This window comes from Gelidibacter sp., assembly GCF_039916245.1.
Lineage (GTDB): Bacteria > Bacteroidota > Bacteroidia > Flavobacteriales > Flavobacteriaceae > Gelidibacter.
In genome coordinates this window covers 43,326-61,544 of the sequence record NZ_JBDSLS010000108.1, presented here as the reverse complement: position 1 = coordinate 61,544, position 18,219 = coordinate 43,326, and the positions used below count along the sequence as shown (strand labels likewise).

The following is an 18,219-nucleotide window of genomic DNA, read 5'->3' as shown; positions in this document are numbered from 1 at the left end:
TTGGTTTTAATGTTTGATTTTGGAAGCTAATAAATAAATAACCGCCATCCTAATCGCTACGCCATTTTGAACCTGGTCCAAAATTATGGCTTGTTTGGAATCTGCCACATCACTGGTAATTTCCACACCACGATTAATAGGTCCTGGATGCATGATGATGATTTCTTTATCCAATTGATTAAGCAAGGCCTTATTCACACCATATTGCTGCGTATATTCTCTTGTAGATGGAAAATAGGTCATGTCCATACGTTCGTTCTGCACCCGAAGCATATTGGCCACATCGCACCATTGTAACGCTTTCTTTAGATCAGTTTCTACTTTCACACCGAGTTTGTCAATGTATTTTGGCAATAGCGTTTTTGGTCCGCAAACCATGACTTGAGCGCCCTGTAACTGAAGTGCGAATATATTGGAAAGCGCGACGCGACTATGCAAAATATCGCCAACGATGACTACTTTTTTTCCACGTACTTCCCCTAAACGCTCTCTAATGGAATAACTATCCAAAAGCGCCTGAGTTGGGTGTTCATGGGCACCATCTCCAGCATTGATAATACTAGCCTTAACGTGTTGTGACAGAAACACACTAGCGCCAGGATTTGGATGTCGCATGACCACCATATCTACTTTCATGGAAAGGATATTGTTTACGGTATCAATTAAGGTTTCTCCTTTGGTTACGGACGACTGTGATGCCGAAAAGTTAATGACATCTGCAGAAAGTCGTTTTTCAGCCAATTCGAAAGACAACTTTGTACGTGTGGAATTCTCAAAAAATAAGTTGGCAATGGTTATGTCTCTAAGCGAAGGTACTTTTTTGATCGGCCTATTAATGACTTCCTTAAAATGATCAGCAGTTTCAAAAATCAGTTGAATATCTTGTGAATTCAGATATTTTATTCCCAATAAGTGATTGACACTTAATTCGCTCATTGTAGGTGTTATTTATTGATTATTTCTATTTTTTATTCTTACTCAACGCGATTAAAGTTCAAGGTTCAGAATTCAAGGTTTCAAGTTCATTTTCGACTTCCAGCCTTCGCTAAAGCTACGGACGGGCAGGCAATTTCTATTTCGTTTACTCTACATTCTACCCTCTATATTCTATCTTCTATCTTCTATATTCTTTCCTCTGCCCACTTCCTACGCAACTTCCTCTAATCTAAACTCAAGTTCACTATGCGAACCGTCTTCATTATTGAAACGCAAATACACCATCGCTTTTTGTAAAAAGTCAAATTGCAGTAAAATTGGTTGCATCAACTTAAATAGTTCTTCGGCATTTCTGCCATAGGCAAAAAGACGTCCATCCGTATCCTCCATATTTACTTCATGGCCATCATATCGGCCAACGTCTTCAGAAATATTATCAAACATCATGGCATCTACGCGATGAATTTCATCCAAACCATCAAAAGCTCCAAAAGACACGATCACTTCATCGCCATTTTCGGAGATTTTCTTATCTATTTGAAATAATTCTTCACTCGTCATGGTCAATTGTTAACTAAATAAACAGCATCTTCTCCTCCATTTTCAACCCAGTTCACTTTCACTTTTTCTTCATTGATGGCATCTACCTGGCGTCCTCGGTAATTGGGCTGAATTGGTAAATGTCGGCTAAATCGTCGGTCGATTAAGGTCAATAATTCAATTTCATTAGGTCTTCCAAAAGATTGAATGGCTGTTAAAGCCGCACGAATACTTCGTCCTGTATAAAGCACATCATCAATAAAGACAATGTTTTTATCCTCGACAATAAAATTAATTTCAGTGGTATTGGCTTCCAAAGGTTTTTCTCCACGACGGAAATCATCCCTAAAAAAAGTGATGTCCAAGAGTCCTAATTGAATGTTTTTAATGCTATAGTCGTCCTTTAAAATTTGGGTTAACCTGTTGGCCAAATATTTGCCACGGGGCTGAATCCCAATAAGAACGGTATTAGAAAAGTCGTTGTGTTTTTCAATCAGTTGACAAGCCAATCGATGAAGAATGATGTTTACCTCTTTTGCGTTAAGTAGAACTTTTTGGCTCATAGTTTTCCAAACGGATTTGGTTTACAAATTTAGGATAAAAATTCAAGTGTGCAATGGTTTTTCACTTGTTTAGTTGTGGAGATGTTTGTTGTGAAATTGAAGTTTAATTGCATTGTTCTTCTATCAGAATTGGCAGAACTGAGCCAAATTATTGATATGCCGACTTTTAAAATAAAAAAAGCCCTCAACGTGATGTTGAAGGCTTTCCTTTTATTATGTTGAGAATTATAATAGATTCCTGCCTGCGCAGGAATTCAATTATATTTTCCCTTCCATTCTGTCTTTAAGAGCTTGTAAAGTATCATTAGCATCACCAAGTGTTGGTTTTGCTTCTGCTTGAGTAGCTTCTTGTTTTGCAACAGCAGCTTTTACGTTAGCAATCTCTTCTTCTTTAAAGATAGCAGTATGAGAAGCAACAACACGTTTGAATTCTTTATTGAACTCAATAATTTTGAATTCAGCAGTGTCACCTTTTTTCAATTTTTTACCATCTTCCATTTCTAAATGACGTGCCGGTACGAAAGCAACGATATCCTCGTTAAACTCAACAGTTGCACCTTTATCTACCATTTCAGAAATTTCTGCTGTATGCGTAGTACCTAGAGCAAATTCAGTTTCGTATTTGTCCCAAGGATTGTCAGTAGTTTGTTTATGACCTAAACTTAATTTACGTCCGTCAACATCTAATTCCAATACCACAACATCTAATGTATCACCTACATTACAGAACTCACTTGGATGCTTGATTTTCTTAGTCCAAGATAGATCAGAGATATAAATCAATCCGTCAATACCTTCCTCCAATTCTACAAACACACCAAAGTTAGTGAAGTTACGTACAATACCTGTATGGCGTGAACCTACTGGGTATTTGTTGGTAATATCAGTCCATGGATCTGGCGTCAATTGTTTGATACCTAATGACATTTTACGGTCTTCTCTATCAAGAGTTAAAATAACCGCTTCAATTTCATCACCTACTTTTACGAAATCTTGAGCAGAACGTAAATGGGTTGACCAAGACATTTCACTTACGTGAACTAAGCCTTCGACACCTTCTTCTACTTCAATAAATGCACCGTAATCAGCAATAACAACAACTTTTCCTTTTACTTTGTCTCCAACTTTTACGTTTTCGCCTAAAGCTTCCCAAGGATGTTTGCTCAATTGTTTTAAACCTAATTGGATTCTTGATTTATCTTCATCAAAATCAAGGATAACAACGTTAAGTTTTTGATCCAATTCAACAATTTCGTTTGGATGGTTGATACGTGACCAAGAAAGGTCAGTAATGTGAACCAATCCATCTACACCACCAAGATCGATAAAGACACCGTAAGAAGTAATGTTTTTAACAACACCTTCTAATACTTGTCCTTTTTCTAACTGGCTGATGATTTCTTTTTTCTGCTCTTCAATATCCGCTTCAATAAGCGCTTTATGAGAAACCACAATGTTTTTGAATTCGTGGTTGATTTTCACAACTTTAAATTCCATTGTTTTATTAACGTACTGATCGTAATCTCTAATAGGTTTCACATCAATTTGTGATCCTGGTAAGAACGCTTCGATACCAAAAACGTCAACGATCATACCACCTTTTGTACGACATTTAACAAAACCGTTTACGATTTCGCCAGTGTCATGCGCATTGTTTACACGATCCCAAGCTTTGATTACTCTAGCTTTACGATGAGATAACACCAACTGTCCGTTAGCATCTTCACGTACATCAATTAATACTTCTACTTTGTCGCCAACTTTTAAATTCGGGTTGTAACGGAACTCGTTAAGAGAAATTACACCTTCCGATTTTGCGTTGATGTCAATAATAGCATCACGATCAGTAATATGGATCACTACACCTTCAACAACTTCATCATCAAGGGTATCCACGAAATTTTCTGATACTAACTTTTCAAATTCCTGTAGTTTTTTGTCATCTACTTGCTCAATTCCTTCTTCGTAATTGTGCCAGTTGAATTCTGCTAGGAATTTTTCAGGGTTTGCTTGCGCTTCTGATACTTTAGGAGCTGCTTTTTCAGTAGTTTGAGTTTCTACTGTGTTTTCTGTAGATACTACTTCTGGGTTTGTTTCTTTTTCAGACATTTGCTGAATACTAATTTGTATTCTGGGTGTTTTAGGAAGTTTTATGCGACTAACACACAGAAGTGTTATATAATTTTATGTTTCATTCCTTTTATCTTCCACAGGTATCGCTAAAAGGAGTGCAAAAATACAATATAATTTTCTTATTTACAAAAAATATAAACCTCTAAATTCATGAGGATTAGGTTTTTTTTATATTGGTTAAAATTTGAATTGATAGTGTTATCGTTTTGATTGCGAATATATTATATTTACAAGACACATAATTAATCTTAAAAACTCAATATCATGGTAAAATCTAAGTATCAAAGTGTTTTAGACCTAGGACAACAACTAAACATTGAAAATGGGGATGTCTCAGAAGAGAATGGAGTCTTAAAAATAAAGGGAACTGCAAAGAATCAATATGAAAAGAATCTTTTGTGGGATAAAATCAAAGCTGTTGGCGGTGAGAATCCATCGGACATTCAAGCAGATATAAAAGTGGCAGACACTTCCGTTTTTGCGAGACATACCGTAAAATCAGGTGAAACTCTTAGTAAAATAGCCAAACAATATTATGGCGATCCTACTAAATATCAAAAGATTTTTGCTGCGAATTCAGATATTTTGAAAAATCCGGATTTAATTCATCCTGATCAAGAACTTATTATTCCGAATTTATAGAATCACAGTATATTTATTAATTGAAAAAACGACCTTCTGGGTCGTTTTTCTATATGTAATGGTTTGGTTTGCACACCTAATCATAATGAATGGAACGCTGATGACGCTGATTTTGGGTGAAATTCACTGATCTCATTATTGCATGAATTAATTCGAACAATCCTATTGGAATTTGGATTTTGATTATTTGATATTTTTAGATAGAACGCTGATGACACTGATTTTGGGTGAAATTCACTGATTCTCTAAAAATTCCATTGTGAACCTTTGTGACTTCATTGTGGAACTTTGAGTTATAGCTTTTCAATAGATGAAATTACAAAAACACTATGGAACATTGATAATACAAGTTTTTTGACACAGATTTCACGGATTTACACGAATTACTATGTGATGTTACACAGAGATACGTGAAGATACCACAGAGATTCAGAGAGAAAAAAAACTGACTAAGCTTCAAATTAACGCATCACAACTACCCAAAAAAACCTTTTCACGACAAACACTCTTGCGTCTTAGCGCCTCTGCGAGAGAAATCCAATCCAACTTATTATTCACTTATCTTATTTTGTGCCAAAACCAATAGTTTCTCAAACTGCGCATCCAAAGACAAGTTAGAATTATCAATTTCAATAGCATCGTCAGCTTTCACCAATGGAGAATCTTCTCTTGTAGAGTCAATCAAATCCCGGGATTCGACATTATGCAAAACATCTTCATAACTCACATTTTCATTTTTTTCAATCAGCTCTTTATAGCGTCTTTCGGCTCTTGTTTCTGTGGAAGCGGTCATAAACAACTTTAATTCTGCATCAGGAAAAACTACAGTGCCGATATCACGACCATCCATAACCACACCTTTCTCCTGCCCCATTTGCTTTTGTTGCTGGACTAACATTTTTCGTACTGCAGAAATTTCAGCCACCTGACTGACTCTTTGTGATACTTCCAAAGTTCGCACCTCTTTTTCAACGTTTTTTCCATTCAGATATACTTCTGCAAAACCTAAGATGTCATTATATTTGAAGCTGATTTTTATCTTATTTAATACTGAAACTAACTTTTCAACATCAAAATGATCATTTGATATAAGTTGGTTTTGCATCGCATACAAGGCCACCGCCCTATACATGGCACCAGTATCCACATAAACATATCCTAAAGCTTTGGCCAATTGTTTGGCGACCGTACTTTTTCCTGTGGATGAAAAGCCATCAATGGCAATCGTAATCTTTTTCATATTCATTGTCCGTGGAAACGGAAATCTATTTAAATTATCGTAAATCTATTTGTAGTCCAAAAAAACTAGTATTTGATGCACTCGTATAGCGCGCATGTGTATAACTGAAACGCATTGTATTGAGTTTGATGCCAATTCCAAAGGAAAGTCCTGAAAAGTTGCGTTGATCCACAATGCGAAGCTCTTCTGAACGTCTAAAATTATATCCCAACCGCAGATTAAATCCTCGGTCAGGAAAAAGTTCTGCACCAATAATCGTATGACGCATGACTTCATTTAAAAACCCCACTTTTTCTTGGGTCTGGATACCATCTAAATCTGTGGTTGCTCTGGCTGGATTAGAAAAGCCTATGGGCCATTGTTGTAAATTATCAAACGTAAGATGCCATCTTAATGGCACATGTTGCAAGGTTTGAGAAAGTCCTAAATTGACTTCAAGTGGTAATTTCTCATGCAGATCCGCATAAGTCGTAAACTGCGTTCCAAAATTCCTAACAGATATGGCCGCATGAAAATCGAGATCTTCATTAATATACATGACTCCAGCATCAATCGCACCGCCAATGGAATTGTATTGCTCCAATTTTGAGGTTATCAATTTTCCGCTGACACCAACATAAAAATCAGAATACGGAATACGCAATGCATATCCAAATGACAACGCCGCTTCATTACCTGTAAATGTTCCGGTGGAAACACCGTTTTGATCATATCCATCAAATTTACCGTAATTAATATAGGTCATACCAATATGAAATGTTTGCACGTGCCGATCCCAAGTATAGGCGTAAGCGCCCGTACCATAAGAGATGCCGCCTAAATAACTAGCGTAGTTTAAAGCCAATTGATTATCCATTTCAGGATTTATGGTTGCTGGATTGTAAAGGCCACTGGTCACATCATAATCGAGATTAGTAATGACTTTTCCTCCTAATGCAGCCTGACGTGGCGAAGATACCAAGTTTAAAAACTGGTACGTGGATTCGCCACCAAGTTGCGCGAAAACTGAGATGTTCGAAAAAACAAAGAATAAAACAGTAATCCTCTTGGCCATAGAATGACAAAAGTAATATTTCTTACTTGAAACGCTGATATGTTTGCTTTATTTTTAAATCAAACAAAAACGGCAACAAATTGTTGCCGTTGCGTTTATAAGGTTTTAGCGTTCTTGACTTTTTCGTCCAAAAGTGCTTCTTTAATAACATCACTCATATCTGTTACATAATGGAATTTTAACCCTTTCAAATACTCAGGTTTGATTTCCTCAATGTCACGTCTATTATCTTCAGAAAGTAAGATTTCTGTGATGCGGGCACGTTTGGCTGCCAATATTTTCTCCTTAATACCACCAACTGGCAATACTTTACCACGTAACGTAATTTCGCCTGTCATGGCTAAACTATTTTTCACTTTACGTTGTGTAAACAAGGATACCAATGAGGTCAACATCGTGACACCAGCGCTTGGCCCATCTTTTGGAGTTGCACCTTCTGGCACGTGAATGTGTACATTGTATTTCTCGAAAACTTCGGGGTCGATCCCATATTCGGCAGCATTGGATTTGATGAATTCCATGGCAATGGTGGCCGATTCTTTCATAACCGTTCCTAAATTGCCTGTTATGGTCAAGGTTCCTTTTCCTTTGGACAGAATGGATTCAATAAATAGAATATCGCCGCCTACTCGTGTCCAGGCCAACCCTGTCACTACACCCGCCACATTGTTATTTTCGTATTTGTCGCGCTCCATTCGTGGAGAACCCAATACTTCAATAATAACTTCATTAGATACCTTTTTATCGTAGACTTCATCCATGGCAATGTTTTTGGCCGCATAGCGCACCATTTTAGCCAATTGCTTTTCAAGTCCTCTCACGCCAGATTCTCTGGTATACCCTTCCACAATTTTCTCCAATTGTGGTTTGGCTATTTTCAAGTCCCCTTCGGTTAAACCATGCTCCTTCAATTGTTTTGGCAATAAATGACGTTTGGCAATTTCTACCTTTTCTTCAATGGTATACCCTGTCACATCAATGATTTCCATACGATCCAATAAAGCTGGCTGAATGTTGCTCAAACTATTTGCCGTTGCAATAAACATGACTTTGGAAAGGTCATAGCCCATCTCCAAAAAGTTATCGTGAAAATCTGAATTTTGCTCAGGATCCAATACTTCCAACATCGCAGAAGATGGATCACCTTGATTACTGTTGGATAATTTATCAATCTCATCCAATACAAACACAGGATTCGAAGTGCCAGCTTTTTTCAAACTTTGCAGGATACGTCCTGGCATGGCTCCAATATAAGTTTTTCTGTGTCCGCGGATTTCTGCTTCGTCACGCAAACCACCTAAGGACATTCTTATGTATTCTCGACCTAAAGCCTCTGCGATCGATTTTCCTAAAGACGTCTTCCCTACTCCCGGAGGTCCGTATAAACAAAGGATCGGCGATTTCATATCGTTGCGCAATTTCAATACGGCAAGATATTCGATGATTCTTTTCTTTACATCATCCAACCCATAATGGTCACGATCTAAGATGCGTTGTGCTCTTTTTAAATCGAATTTATCCTTGCTGAATTTATTCCATGGCAATTCCAAAAACAAATCAAGATAATTCCTTTGAATAGAATATTCGGCAACTTGCGGATTCATCCGTTGCAATTTCATCAATTCCTTTTGAAAATGTGAATCAACTTTGTCATCCCATTTCTTGGTTTTTGAAAGCGCTTTCATTTCATCAATCTCTTCATCGTAAGATACGCCACCCAATTCTTCTTGAATGGTTTTCATTTGTTGATGCAAGAAATATTCGCGCTGCTGCTGGTTCATATCACTCTGAACCTTAGACTGGATATCGTTTTTAAGAGCTAATTTTTGGAATTCGACGTTCATAAACTTTAAGGTCGCCAATGCGCGCTCCTTCAAGTTGCTGATTTCTAATAACTTTTGCTTTTCATCAACAGAAAGGTTCATGTTTGACGATACAAAGTTCACTAAAAAGGAATTGCTCTCAATATTTTTGATTGCAAAACTCGCCTCTGATGGAATGTTTGGACTTTCCTTGATAATTTGTAGCGCCAAATCTTTTATAGATTCAATAATCGCTGAAAACTCTTCATTGTCTTCAGCAGGTTTCGCCTCTTCAACATCTTTAACGGTTGCTGTAATATAAGGTTCCTCTGTGATGACCTGATCAATTTCAAATCGTTTTTTCCCTTGAATGATAATGGTCGTATTGCCATCAGGCATTTTAAGGACACGAAGTATTCTGGCCACTGTACCCGTTGTGTAAATATCTTTACCTTCAGGATCTTCGATACTGCCATCTTTTTGAGAAACAACGCCAATGACTTTGCTGCCCTTATTGGCTTCATTAATCAACTTAATGGATTTATCTCTTCCGGCAGTGATTGGAATGACAACCCCTGGAAATAATACCGTATTTCGCAATGGTAAAATAGGTAAGGTTGCTGGTAATTCTTCGTTATTTATTTGCTCTTCATCTTCGGGTGTCATCAATGGAATTAACTCCGAGTTTTCATCAAACTCTTGAAATGACAAACTGTCAAGACTTAAAAAATTAGATTCTTTCATATTATATTTAAGGTCATTATGTCATCAAATTAACACAATGTTATTTTTAACGTTACTATAAAATCAAAACAAACATTGACAACCAGAAGGTTAACTCACAAATCATCAAGGTTCCTATCCTATGTTTTCAATAGTTATGCCATAATTGGTTTGTGGGACTTAGTATTCAATCGGCAGGTCTCAGTCAGCAGTCCTCTGTCTTCGGTCCTCTGTCTTCGGTCATCTGTCTTCGGTCATCTGTCTTCCGTCATCTGTCTTCGATTATCTGCTGACATCACTCTTTTCTCTATATTCTTGTATCTTTTGTCTTTATTTTTTTACAAACTGTAACAAAGTTTAAATAACTTCATCTTTATATCAAAGTAATTGTTTTTTGTCACTAACCCACCATCATATTGAAGTCTTGCTTGAGCAATGTAAATCTGGTAACCAACGTGCACAAATGGAGGTTTATAACAGGTATTACAAAGCCATGTACAACACGAGTTTTAGAATTGTCAAAGACAGTTTTAAGGCCGAAGACGTCATGCAAGAATCATTTTTGAAGGCTTTTACGAAGCTGGACACATTGAAAGACATGGCGATGTTTGGGCCATGGTTAAAGCGGATTGTCGTCAATCATAGTATTTACGATTATCATAAAAATGAAAAAAACAAAGATGTGCCTTTAGATGATGTCGTTTATAGAGTGGAAGACGAACAAGGTGTTGAAGAAGATTATGAATGGAACAATCTCAGAGCCGCCCAAATCATGCAGTGCATGAAAAGTTTAAAAGATAATTACCGGATCGGCTTGACTCTGTTTTTAATTGAAGGCTATGATTATGAAGAAATTGGAGACATTATGAATATTAGTTATGCCAATTGCCGAACCATGATCTCCAGAGCCAAAGACAGTTTGAGACAAAAATTAACGCTTGTCGACGGATTTTAAAAATCGAAAAAAAATGAAAGAAGACAACTTAGATAGACTTTTCAAGAATTTAGAAAATGAATTTGACAACGAAATGCCAGAAGATGGACATGAGCAACGGTTTTTAGGCAGGCTAAAGTCTAACAGCAATGTGAGTGATAAAAAGCCAAAGCGCACCTTTTACAAGCCATTCTTGGCCATTGCAGCATCCATCGTTTTATGCTTTGGTTTGTTCTTTTTCATACATAACAAACCTCAAGAGAACGGCTTGGCAAGTGTGTCTCCAGAATTATCACAAACCAAAGACTTTTTTACTGCGGCGATTACCTCTGAATTGAACAAAATAAGAGATCAGCGCAGTCCAGAGAATGAAATGATGGTTTCAGATGCTTTGAAGCAAATGGAACTCTTAGAAAAAAATTATGAACGACTTAAAATTGACCTAAAAGATAGCGGTAATGACAAACGCGTCATTTATGCCATGATCAGTAATTTCCAAAGCCGCATCGAGCTGTTGGAAAACGTCTTAAAAACAATTGAGGACATAAAGCAACTCAAAGAAGTAAAACAAAATCAAATGACCCTTTAAATTAAAACCCATGAAAATCAAATTCAATTTTCTCGTTATATTCCTTCTTCTCTCCCATTTAACTTTTGCAGAATCTGGATGGCAGGGCAAACACACGAAAGAAAAAACCATTAAAAAAGAATTCTCCGTAAACCGTGAGGCGTTATTAAAAATCAACAACAGTTATGGCAACATTAATATTATTACCTATTCGGGAAACACGATTAGTATTGAAGTGAAAATCAAAACCAACGGTAATAGTTTAGAAAAAGTAGAAGAAAAACTGAATGATATCACGGTCGATTTTCAAGCGTCATCCAGCCTGGTTTCTGCAAAAACGGTATTCAATAAAAAGAATTCCAACACTTGGTGGAATTGGGGTAAAAACAGCAATGTCAATATGGAAATCAATTACCTAATAAAGTTGCCCATAACCAATAGTGTCGATTTGAACAATGATTACGGAAGCATTAATTTGGATCGATTGGAAGGCCAAGCAAAAATAAGCTGTGATTATGGCAAGATTACGACCAAAGAATTGTTGGCAGACAATAATTACATTTCATTTGATTATACCAACAACAGCTATTTTGAATTCATTAAAAGTGGAAAAATCAATGCCGATTATAGCGGATTTACCGTTGCAAAAACAAAAAACCTGGAAATCAATGCCGATTACACAAGGTCAGTCGTAGAAATTGCTGAAGAAGTCAGCTATACCTGTGATTATGGCTCCATAACTATTGACAAAGCAAATAATGTAAAAGGTAAAGGCGATTATCTTACGGCACGTTTCGGAGAGGTTTACAAGAATATCCAAGTCAACGCCGATTATGGTTCCATAAAAATTGATCGAATGACTGCCAATGCTGGTAATGTCTCTATTGACTCCGATTATACTGGTGTAACTATCGGTTACGATTCTGGATACCAATTTAGGTTTGACATCACATTGGAATACGCTTCGCTTAGAGGTGCTGAAGACTTTCAATTCACCAAGCAAAAAACACAATCCTCTGACAAGTATTATCAAGGATATTATGGAAACTCCAACACTAACAACCTCATTAAAATTACTTCTGATTACGGCAGTGTAACCTTCAAAAGAAATTAATAACAGATTTCCGTCTACGCGGAAATGACTAAAATTAAATAAGATTTCCGCCTTCGCGGAAATGACAAAAAACTCTATTATGAAAAAATCAATCGTTTTAATTGCAGCATTATTGGTTGCAAGCACTATTCAAGCACAAAAGAGAATTAAAGGAAATGGTAATATCACTTCCGTAACCAGAACCACTTCCGATTATAATACCGTGAATTTTGCAGGATCTTTCGACTATGTTTTAGTTTCTGGAAAAGAAGGTCAGATTAAAATTGAAGGTGAAGAAAATCTATTACCCTATATTATTACCGAAGTCAAAAATGGTAATTTGACTATTAAAACAGAAAATAATATCAGTTTGCAAACTTCCAGAAACAAAACCATTAAAATTACGGTTCCTTTTGAAGACATCAGTGCTGTATCACTTGCTGGTTCAGGAGATGTTTGGAATGAAGGCATTATTTCGACCACGCGTTTCAAAGTTTCAGTAACAGGATCTGGCGATGTAAAATTAAACCTAGATGTCACTTCAATAGAAGCTGGTGTTAATGGTTCTGGCGAATTGGATTTAAAAGGAAAGACTAACACGTTAAACGTAAGCGTTTCTGGTTCTGGAGAATACAAAGGCTTTAACTTGGATGCTACTGATGTCGATGTTTCTGTGACAGGTTCAGGAGATGCAAAAGTGGTTTGCAATGGTCACCTAAAAGCACGTGTGACAGGTTCGGGCGATATTAAATACAGAGGCAACCCAAAAACTGAAGACTCCAAAGTGGCGGGTTCAGGAAGTATAAGCAACTAATTGTAAGTAGTCTAAATCATAGATTTCAAATCATAGCTTAGTGATTAAAAGAATTCCACAAACAGAGTTGACTATTAATGGTTACTCTGATTTGGGCACTCTAAACAGTAATATAATACCCGCTAAAAAGAACACAAACAAGAATAAAATCGCATTGCGCATACTACCCGAAATTTGATCTATAGTCGCAAAAATGACCATGCCAATAACGATTCCTATTTTTTCGGCGACATCATAAAAACTAAAATAGGAAGTCGTATCCTTTGTTTCTGGTAAAAACTTGGAATAGGTGGAACGCGCCAACGATTGGACGCCTCCCATCACAAAACCAACGAAAATGGCTGCAATATAAAAGTCCATGGGCGTAATCATAAAATAGGCATAAAAACATAAGCCCATCCAGATCATATTGATGGCGATCAAGGTATTGATGTTTCCAAACTTAGCCGATGCTTTTGAAGTTAAAACCGCACCAATAATAGCTACTAATTGAATGATCAAAATACTAATAATTAAACCTATGGTTTTTTGACCACTATCAACCCAAGCAATTTCTTCTTCTCCAAAATAAACGGCCACCAACATAATGGTTTGCACCGCCATACTAAAAACGAAAAAGGCAGCGAGATAACGTTTCAACCTTAAATTAGAAGTCAAGCCTAACCAAACGTTTCGCAACTCTTTTAGGCCGTTGAATACAATGGATTTAGTAACCTTATGCCCATTAGAAACGCCTTTAGGCAAAATATAAAAAGTGTACTGACTAAATAAAATCCACCACACACCTACCGTTATAAAGGACACTTTCATAGCTTCAACAGATGCCGCATTTTTAGCTGCTTCTGTTGCCAATTCAATTTCGGCTGCTGATCCCGTTGCTAAAATATCTGGAGCTACAGAAACATCAAAGCCAAAAAACTCAGGCATCATGACCATTGTCAAATTAAAGATCAATAAAAGCACGCTTCCAAAATATCCCATTGAAAAGCCTTTGGCGCTAATTCGGTCTTGTTGTTCAGGAAAGGCAATATCCGGAAGATAAGAATTGTAAAAAACCAAACTACCCCAATAACCCAGCAAGCCCATAAAGTAAAACAGCAAGCTAAGATGGATGTTCTCGAGGCTAAACCAAAATAATCCAATGCAACCAAGTCCGCCTAAATAGCAGAAAAACTTCATAAAACTTTTCTTATTGCCAACATAATCGGCAATACCTGACAAAATAGGCGATGAAATTGCGACGATCAAAAATGTGAAAGCAGTCACAAAGGTAATAAGGGCCGTGCTTTTAAATTCAAAACCGAAAGCATCCACTTTTTTAATTTCAGCAATGAACAACGACGAATAAAAAATCGGAAAAATTGAAGACGCAATGGTCAGCGTATATACTGAATTTGCCCAATCATAAAACGCCCAGGCATTCAGTAATTTTTTGCTTCCTTTTTGAAGTGGTTCCATTATGAATTATTATTTATTTTTATTTTTTATACTCAAATTCCAATAGTCGCCATAAAAGCTAAAACCTATAACATTTATCGGATCCTGTCTTGATTCAATATTCTGAAAGCGAAGCGGTCTTAATTCTGTTTTTAATATTTCACATAAAAAAAGCTGTTCGCTCCAATTTTGGAATAGAACAGCTTTTAAAAATAGATATTTATTTTAAAACAGAGATGGATTAACTTTTAAAAGTAGTCACTCCAAATTTTCTGGCTTCTTCTTTTGCTTTAGCAGCGTGTGCTTCAATGTTTCTGATACGTGTTTCATTGGCAGGGTGCGTGCTCAAAAATTCAGGTGGTGCTTGTCCTCCACTTTGTGCGCTCATACGTCTCCATAAGTTCGCCGCTTCCATCGGCTCATAGCCTGCAATGGCCATTAAATATAGACCGATTTCATCGGCTTCTGTTTCATGGCTTCGACTAAATGGCAACATTAATCCTACTTCAGATCCAATACCATAAGCTTGGTTAAACAGATTTAAAGTTTCTTGATCTTTAATCACAACATTCCCAGCAACAGATCCTAATTGCTGAACCATTCCCGCACTCATACGTTGCTGTCCATGGTTAGCAAGGGCGTGTGACACTTCATGACCCATAATGGCAGCTAATCCTGCTTCATCTTTTGCTATTGGTAAAATACCTGTATATACGACAATTTTACCACCTGGCATACACCAAGCGTTTACGGTTTTATCTTCTACCAGATTGTATTCCCATTTGTAATCTTTTAAATACCCTTGATAGCCGTTAGCATCTAACCAGCGCTCAGCGGCGACGGCTATTTTCTGACCGACACGTTTAACCATTTCTGCATCTTTTGTGCCTTTTATGATCTTGTGTTCAGTTAAAAATTGATCATATTGCGCAAAAGCGGTTGGGAAAAGCTGAGAGTTAGGCACAAGCGCTAACGTCTTACTTCCTGTAAATGGATTTGTAGCACAAGATAAAAAAAGTGCCAAACCACCCATCGCTACTATTGAATTTTTATATTTCATTTTATAATTCTTTAAAATATTTTATGGGATAAAATTACACGAAAAATAACTAATGAGTTAATTCAAATCGAAATTGTTTTAGCTTTATAAATTTATTGTAACCTCCTATTTTCCAAAAATATGCAATTCCGAAAACCCTTTTTCGACGATCATCGTATTGTCACCATTCATTTTGACGTCACTTAAAGGAATTTCTTCGTTGTCAACCTGAAGCTTGCTCACGGTAAACGGAAGTCCGTGAAACTTAATTTTAAATTTTTGGTAACCGGCATCGTATTTTCCTTCCTTATGCTGTTGGATAATAAGTTCGTCTGATTTTCCAGTCAATTTAAACGTACGTAAACTAAAACGACCTTTGGTATAATCATAACCATCGTGCGCATCATCATATAAGGAAGAAGCTTCCTTTCCGTTTTTAAAATAAACGTCCAAGGTCACTTCCTCAATATCAATTTCGCCAACATATTGTTGGATCGGATATTTTGGAATAATCGCTCCTGCTTTTACAAAAATTGGAATGGTTTCAATATCCGCATCCACCCACATTTCCTTTCCACCAGATACCAATTGATCCGTCCAATAGTTAAACCATTCGCCACGTGGCACAAACATACGTCTGCCGCGAGCATTTGCCTCTAAAATTGGGCAAACCAACAAGTGTTCACCATAAATAAATTCATCAGATCTGTAATGTGTATGCACGTCGTCCTGATCAAATAACACTAACGATTTTAGCATTGGCGTACCTTCTTCCACATATTTCCAAAAGGAAGTATATAAATAAGGTAATAACTGCATGCGTAATTCAATGAATTTACGAACAATATTGGTCACGTCCTCATCAAAAGTCCATGGCTCCTGATTGCCATGATCTCCTGAAGAATGCACTCTACAAAATGGATGGAAAACACCTAATTGGATCCAACGTGTAAATAGTTCACCACTAGGCTGCTCGGCGAATCCTCCAATATCGCTGCCAGCAAATGAAAATCCTGACATCGCCATACGCTGTGCCTGAACATTGGCAATCCATAAATGCTCCCAAGAAGCAATGTTATCTCCTGTCCATGTCGAGCAATAGCGTTGCGTCCCTGAATAGGCTGCACGTGTGATGACAAATGGACGTTTTGGATACACAAATTTCTTCACGCCTTGGTAAGTAGCTCTTGCCATTTGCATTCCATAGATATTATGCGCTTTCCTATGACTGCAGTGATTCCCATCATAGTCATGACGTACATCATCGGGAAATGTCTTGTTAGGCACTTCCATAACGGCAGGCTCGTTCATATCATTCCAAACCCCTCTAACGCCGACATCCTCAACCAATTCCCTGAATAAATCCGACCACCAATCACGTACTTTTTTATTTGTAAAATCTGGAAAATAACATTCTCCAGGCCACACTTTACCTTTCATAAAAGGGCCATCGGCGCGTTTACAGAAATAATCATTTTCAACAGCCTCGGTAAAAACAGAATAATCTTTATCGATTTTAATTCCTGGATCAATAATGACGACGGTTTTAAAACCATCATCCAATAATTCCTTAACCATGCGTTTCGGATCAGGAAATTTATTTTTATCCCAAGTAAAACATCTAAAGCCATCCATATAGTCAATGTCCAAATAGATGGCATCACAAGGAATCTTTAAATCTCTAAACTTTTGGGTGATTTCTTTTACAGTAGATTCCGGATAATAACTCCACTTACATTGATGGAAACCTAAAGCCCATAATGGCGGCAATTGGTGTGGTTTCCCTGTCAAATCCGTATAATTGGCAACGACATCTTCCATTTGAGGACCGTAGATGAAATAATAATTCATTTCACCACCTTGCGCCCAGAAACTGGTAACATTCCGTCTTTCTTGAGAAAAATCAAAATAAGATCTGAAGCTGTTGTCAAAGAAAATTCCGTACGCTTTTTTATTATGCAAGCCCGTGTAAAACGGAATGGCCTTATAGATAGGATCCGTCCCTTTTCCGAAGGCGTAACTATCCGAAACCCAGTTTTCAAAACGTTTGCCTTTTAAATTGAGCTCCTCAGGTTTATCACCAAGCCCATAATAACTTTCGCCATCATGAGAGATTTTGCTCATTTTCACGATGTTCCCACCATATTCATAGCTTTCTTCCCAATGAAATCCCAATTCGTCTTCATTGATGAGTTTATGGTCTTTGGCATCAAAAATGTGAACTTTTAAATCGTCTTTTCTAATATGGCAGATGAGTTTTGATGTCGTAACCTTATAGGATTCGGCCTCATCTTCAATTTCAAGATGGTTAAAACCTTTACTGGCATATTTTGTAATGGCATAAGAGAAATCCTTTTCAAAGGTGCCCGTAGTCGTATATCTGAAACGGATCACACTATCCCTTAAAATGGTCATTTCAAGAACCACATCATTATCTGTTGAAAAATAAAGTGTGTCTACATCTTTTTTATAAGCTATTATTTTCGATGGGAATAAATTCCCTTTATTTTCTAATTCAGTATTTACAATCATAATTTGCTATTAAATCTCACAAAAAAACGCATAAGATTATACATATAAAACTTAAGTTAATAGTACTTATCAACTATAACGTTTGAGTTTTGTGTAATTGATGAAATAGGATTGACAGTTATTGTTTTTTGCCAATTTTCTTAGTGATTACCTTGGTTGCACTCGATTT

The 18,219-nt window shown here is 36.9% G+C and carries 15 protein-coding genes; 5 read left to right on the top strand and 10 right to left on the bottom strand.

Annotated elements, in window-relative coordinates:
- Positions 1-6: 6 nt before the first annotated feature.
- From ABIQ28_RS05540 to rpsA, 4 genes are all read right to left on the bottom strand, one after another.
- On the bottom strand, positions 7-936 hold the full coding sequence (locus ABIQ28_RS05540) for an aspartate carbamoyltransferase catalytic subunit (RefSeq protein WP_348035885.1): 930 nt from the start codon (positions 934-936) through the stop codon (positions 7-9).
- Positions 937-1,146: 210 nt separating this feature from the next.
- Complete coding sequence (locus ABIQ28_RS05535; protein WP_348035884.1) at positions 1,147-1,497, bottom strand: hypothetical protein; 351 nt, start codon at positions 1,495-1,497, stop codon at positions 1,147-1,149.
- Positions 1,498-1,499: 2 nt separating this feature from the next.
- Positions 1,500-2,039: a bifunctional pyr operon transcriptional regulator/uracil phosphoribosyltransferase PyrR gene (pyrR, locus tag ABIQ28_RS05530; protein ID WP_348035883.1), complete on the bottom strand. Its 540-nt coding sequence runs from the start codon at positions 2,037-2,039 to the stop codon at positions 1,500-1,502.
- Positions 2,040-2,297: 258 nt separating this feature from the next.
- On the bottom strand, positions 2,298-4,148 hold the full coding sequence (gene rpsA / locus ABIQ28_RS05525) for a 30S ribosomal protein S1 (RefSeq protein ID WP_348035882.1): 1,851 nt from the start codon (positions 4,146-4,148) through the stop codon (positions 2,298-2,300).
- A 288-nt stretch (positions 4,149-4,436) separates the two neighbouring features.
- Between rpsA and ABIQ28_RS05520 the strand changes: the two genes are divergently transcribed.
- The gene (locus tag ABIQ28_RS05520; RefSeq protein WP_348035881.1) at positions 4,437-4,814 is read left to right on the top strand and encodes a LysM peptidoglycan-binding domain-containing protein; all 378 of its coding nucleotides are present in this window, start codon (positions 4,437-4,439) and stop codon (positions 4,812-4,814) included.
- Positions 4,815-5,364: 550 nt separating this feature from the next.
- On the opposite strand, the gene cmk is transcribed toward ABIQ28_RS05520, so the two are convergent.
- The 3 genes from cmk to lon form a co-directional block, all read right to left on the bottom strand.
- Positions 5,365-6,054 (bottom strand): (d)CMP kinase, encoded by a 690-nt coding sequence (gene cmk, locus ABIQ28_RS05515; RefSeq protein ID WP_348035880.1) that lies wholly within the window; start codon positions 6,052-6,054, stop codon positions 5,365-5,367.
- A 34-nt stretch (positions 6,055-6,088) separates the two neighbouring features.
- Positions 6,089-7,108 (bottom strand): type IX secretion system protein PorQ, encoded by a 1,020-nt coding sequence (gene porQ, locus ABIQ28_RS05510; RefSeq protein WP_348035879.1) that lies wholly within the window; start codon positions 7,106-7,108, stop codon positions 6,089-6,091.
- A gap of 95 nt (positions 7,109-7,203) precedes the next feature.
- Positions 7,204-9,654 carry an endopeptidase La gene (gene lon, locus ABIQ28_RS05505; protein WP_348035878.1) on the bottom strand — a complete coding sequence of 817 codons (2,451 nt, stop codon included), beginning with the start codon at positions 9,652-9,654 and terminating at the stop codon, positions 7,204-7,206.
- Positions 9,655-10,027: 373 nt separating this feature from the next.
- Between lon and ABIQ28_RS05500 the strand changes: the two genes are divergently transcribed.
- From ABIQ28_RS05500 to ABIQ28_RS05485, 4 genes are all read left to right on the top strand, one after another.
- On the top strand, positions 10,028-10,588 hold the full coding sequence (locus ABIQ28_RS05500) for an RNA polymerase sigma factor (protein WP_348035877.1): 561 nt from the start codon (positions 10,028-10,030) through the stop codon (positions 10,586-10,588).
- A 13-nt stretch (positions 10,589-10,601) separates the two neighbouring features.
- Positions 10,602-11,156, top strand: coding sequence for a hypothetical protein (locus tag ABIQ28_RS05495; RefSeq protein ID WP_348035876.1), 555 nt, complete (start codon positions 10,602-10,604; stop codon positions 11,154-11,156).
- Between the two features lie 10 nt (positions 11,157-11,166).
- Positions 11,167-12,249, top strand: a complete 1,083-nt coding sequence (locus ABIQ28_RS05490) for a hypothetical protein (protein WP_348035875.1) — start codon at positions 11,167-11,169, stop codon at positions 12,247-12,249.
- Positions 12,250-12,328: 79 nt separating this feature from the next.
- Entirely contained in the window at positions 12,329-13,042 is a 714-nt protein-coding gene (locus ABIQ28_RS05485; RefSeq protein WP_348035874.1) for a head GIN domain-containing protein, read from the top strand.
- 81 nt (positions 13,043-13,123) lie between these two features.
- Here ABIQ28_RS05485 and ABIQ28_RS05480 read toward each other — a convergent pair whose 3' ends face one another.
- The 3 genes from ABIQ28_RS05480 to ABIQ28_RS05470 form a co-directional block, all read right to left on the bottom strand.
- Positions 13,124-14,500 carry an MFS transporter gene (locus tag ABIQ28_RS05480; RefSeq protein ID WP_348035873.1) on the bottom strand — a complete coding sequence of 459 codons (1,377 nt, stop codon included), beginning with the start codon at positions 14,498-14,500 and terminating at the stop codon, positions 13,124-13,126.
- A 220-nt stretch (positions 14,501-14,720) separates the two neighbouring features.
- A complete protein-coding gene (locus ABIQ28_RS05475) occupies positions 14,721-15,539 on the bottom strand; it encodes a M48 family metallopeptidase (RefSeq protein WP_348035872.1) in 819 nt (272 codons plus the stop codon).
- 105 nt (positions 15,540-15,644) lie between these two features.
- Positions 15,645-18,050 (bottom strand): glycoside hydrolase family 31 protein, encoded by a 2,406-nt coding sequence (locus tag ABIQ28_RS05470; RefSeq protein ID WP_348035871.1) that lies wholly within the window; start codon positions 18,048-18,050, stop codon positions 15,645-15,647.
- Between the last annotated feature and the right edge of the window lie 169 nt (positions 18,051-18,219).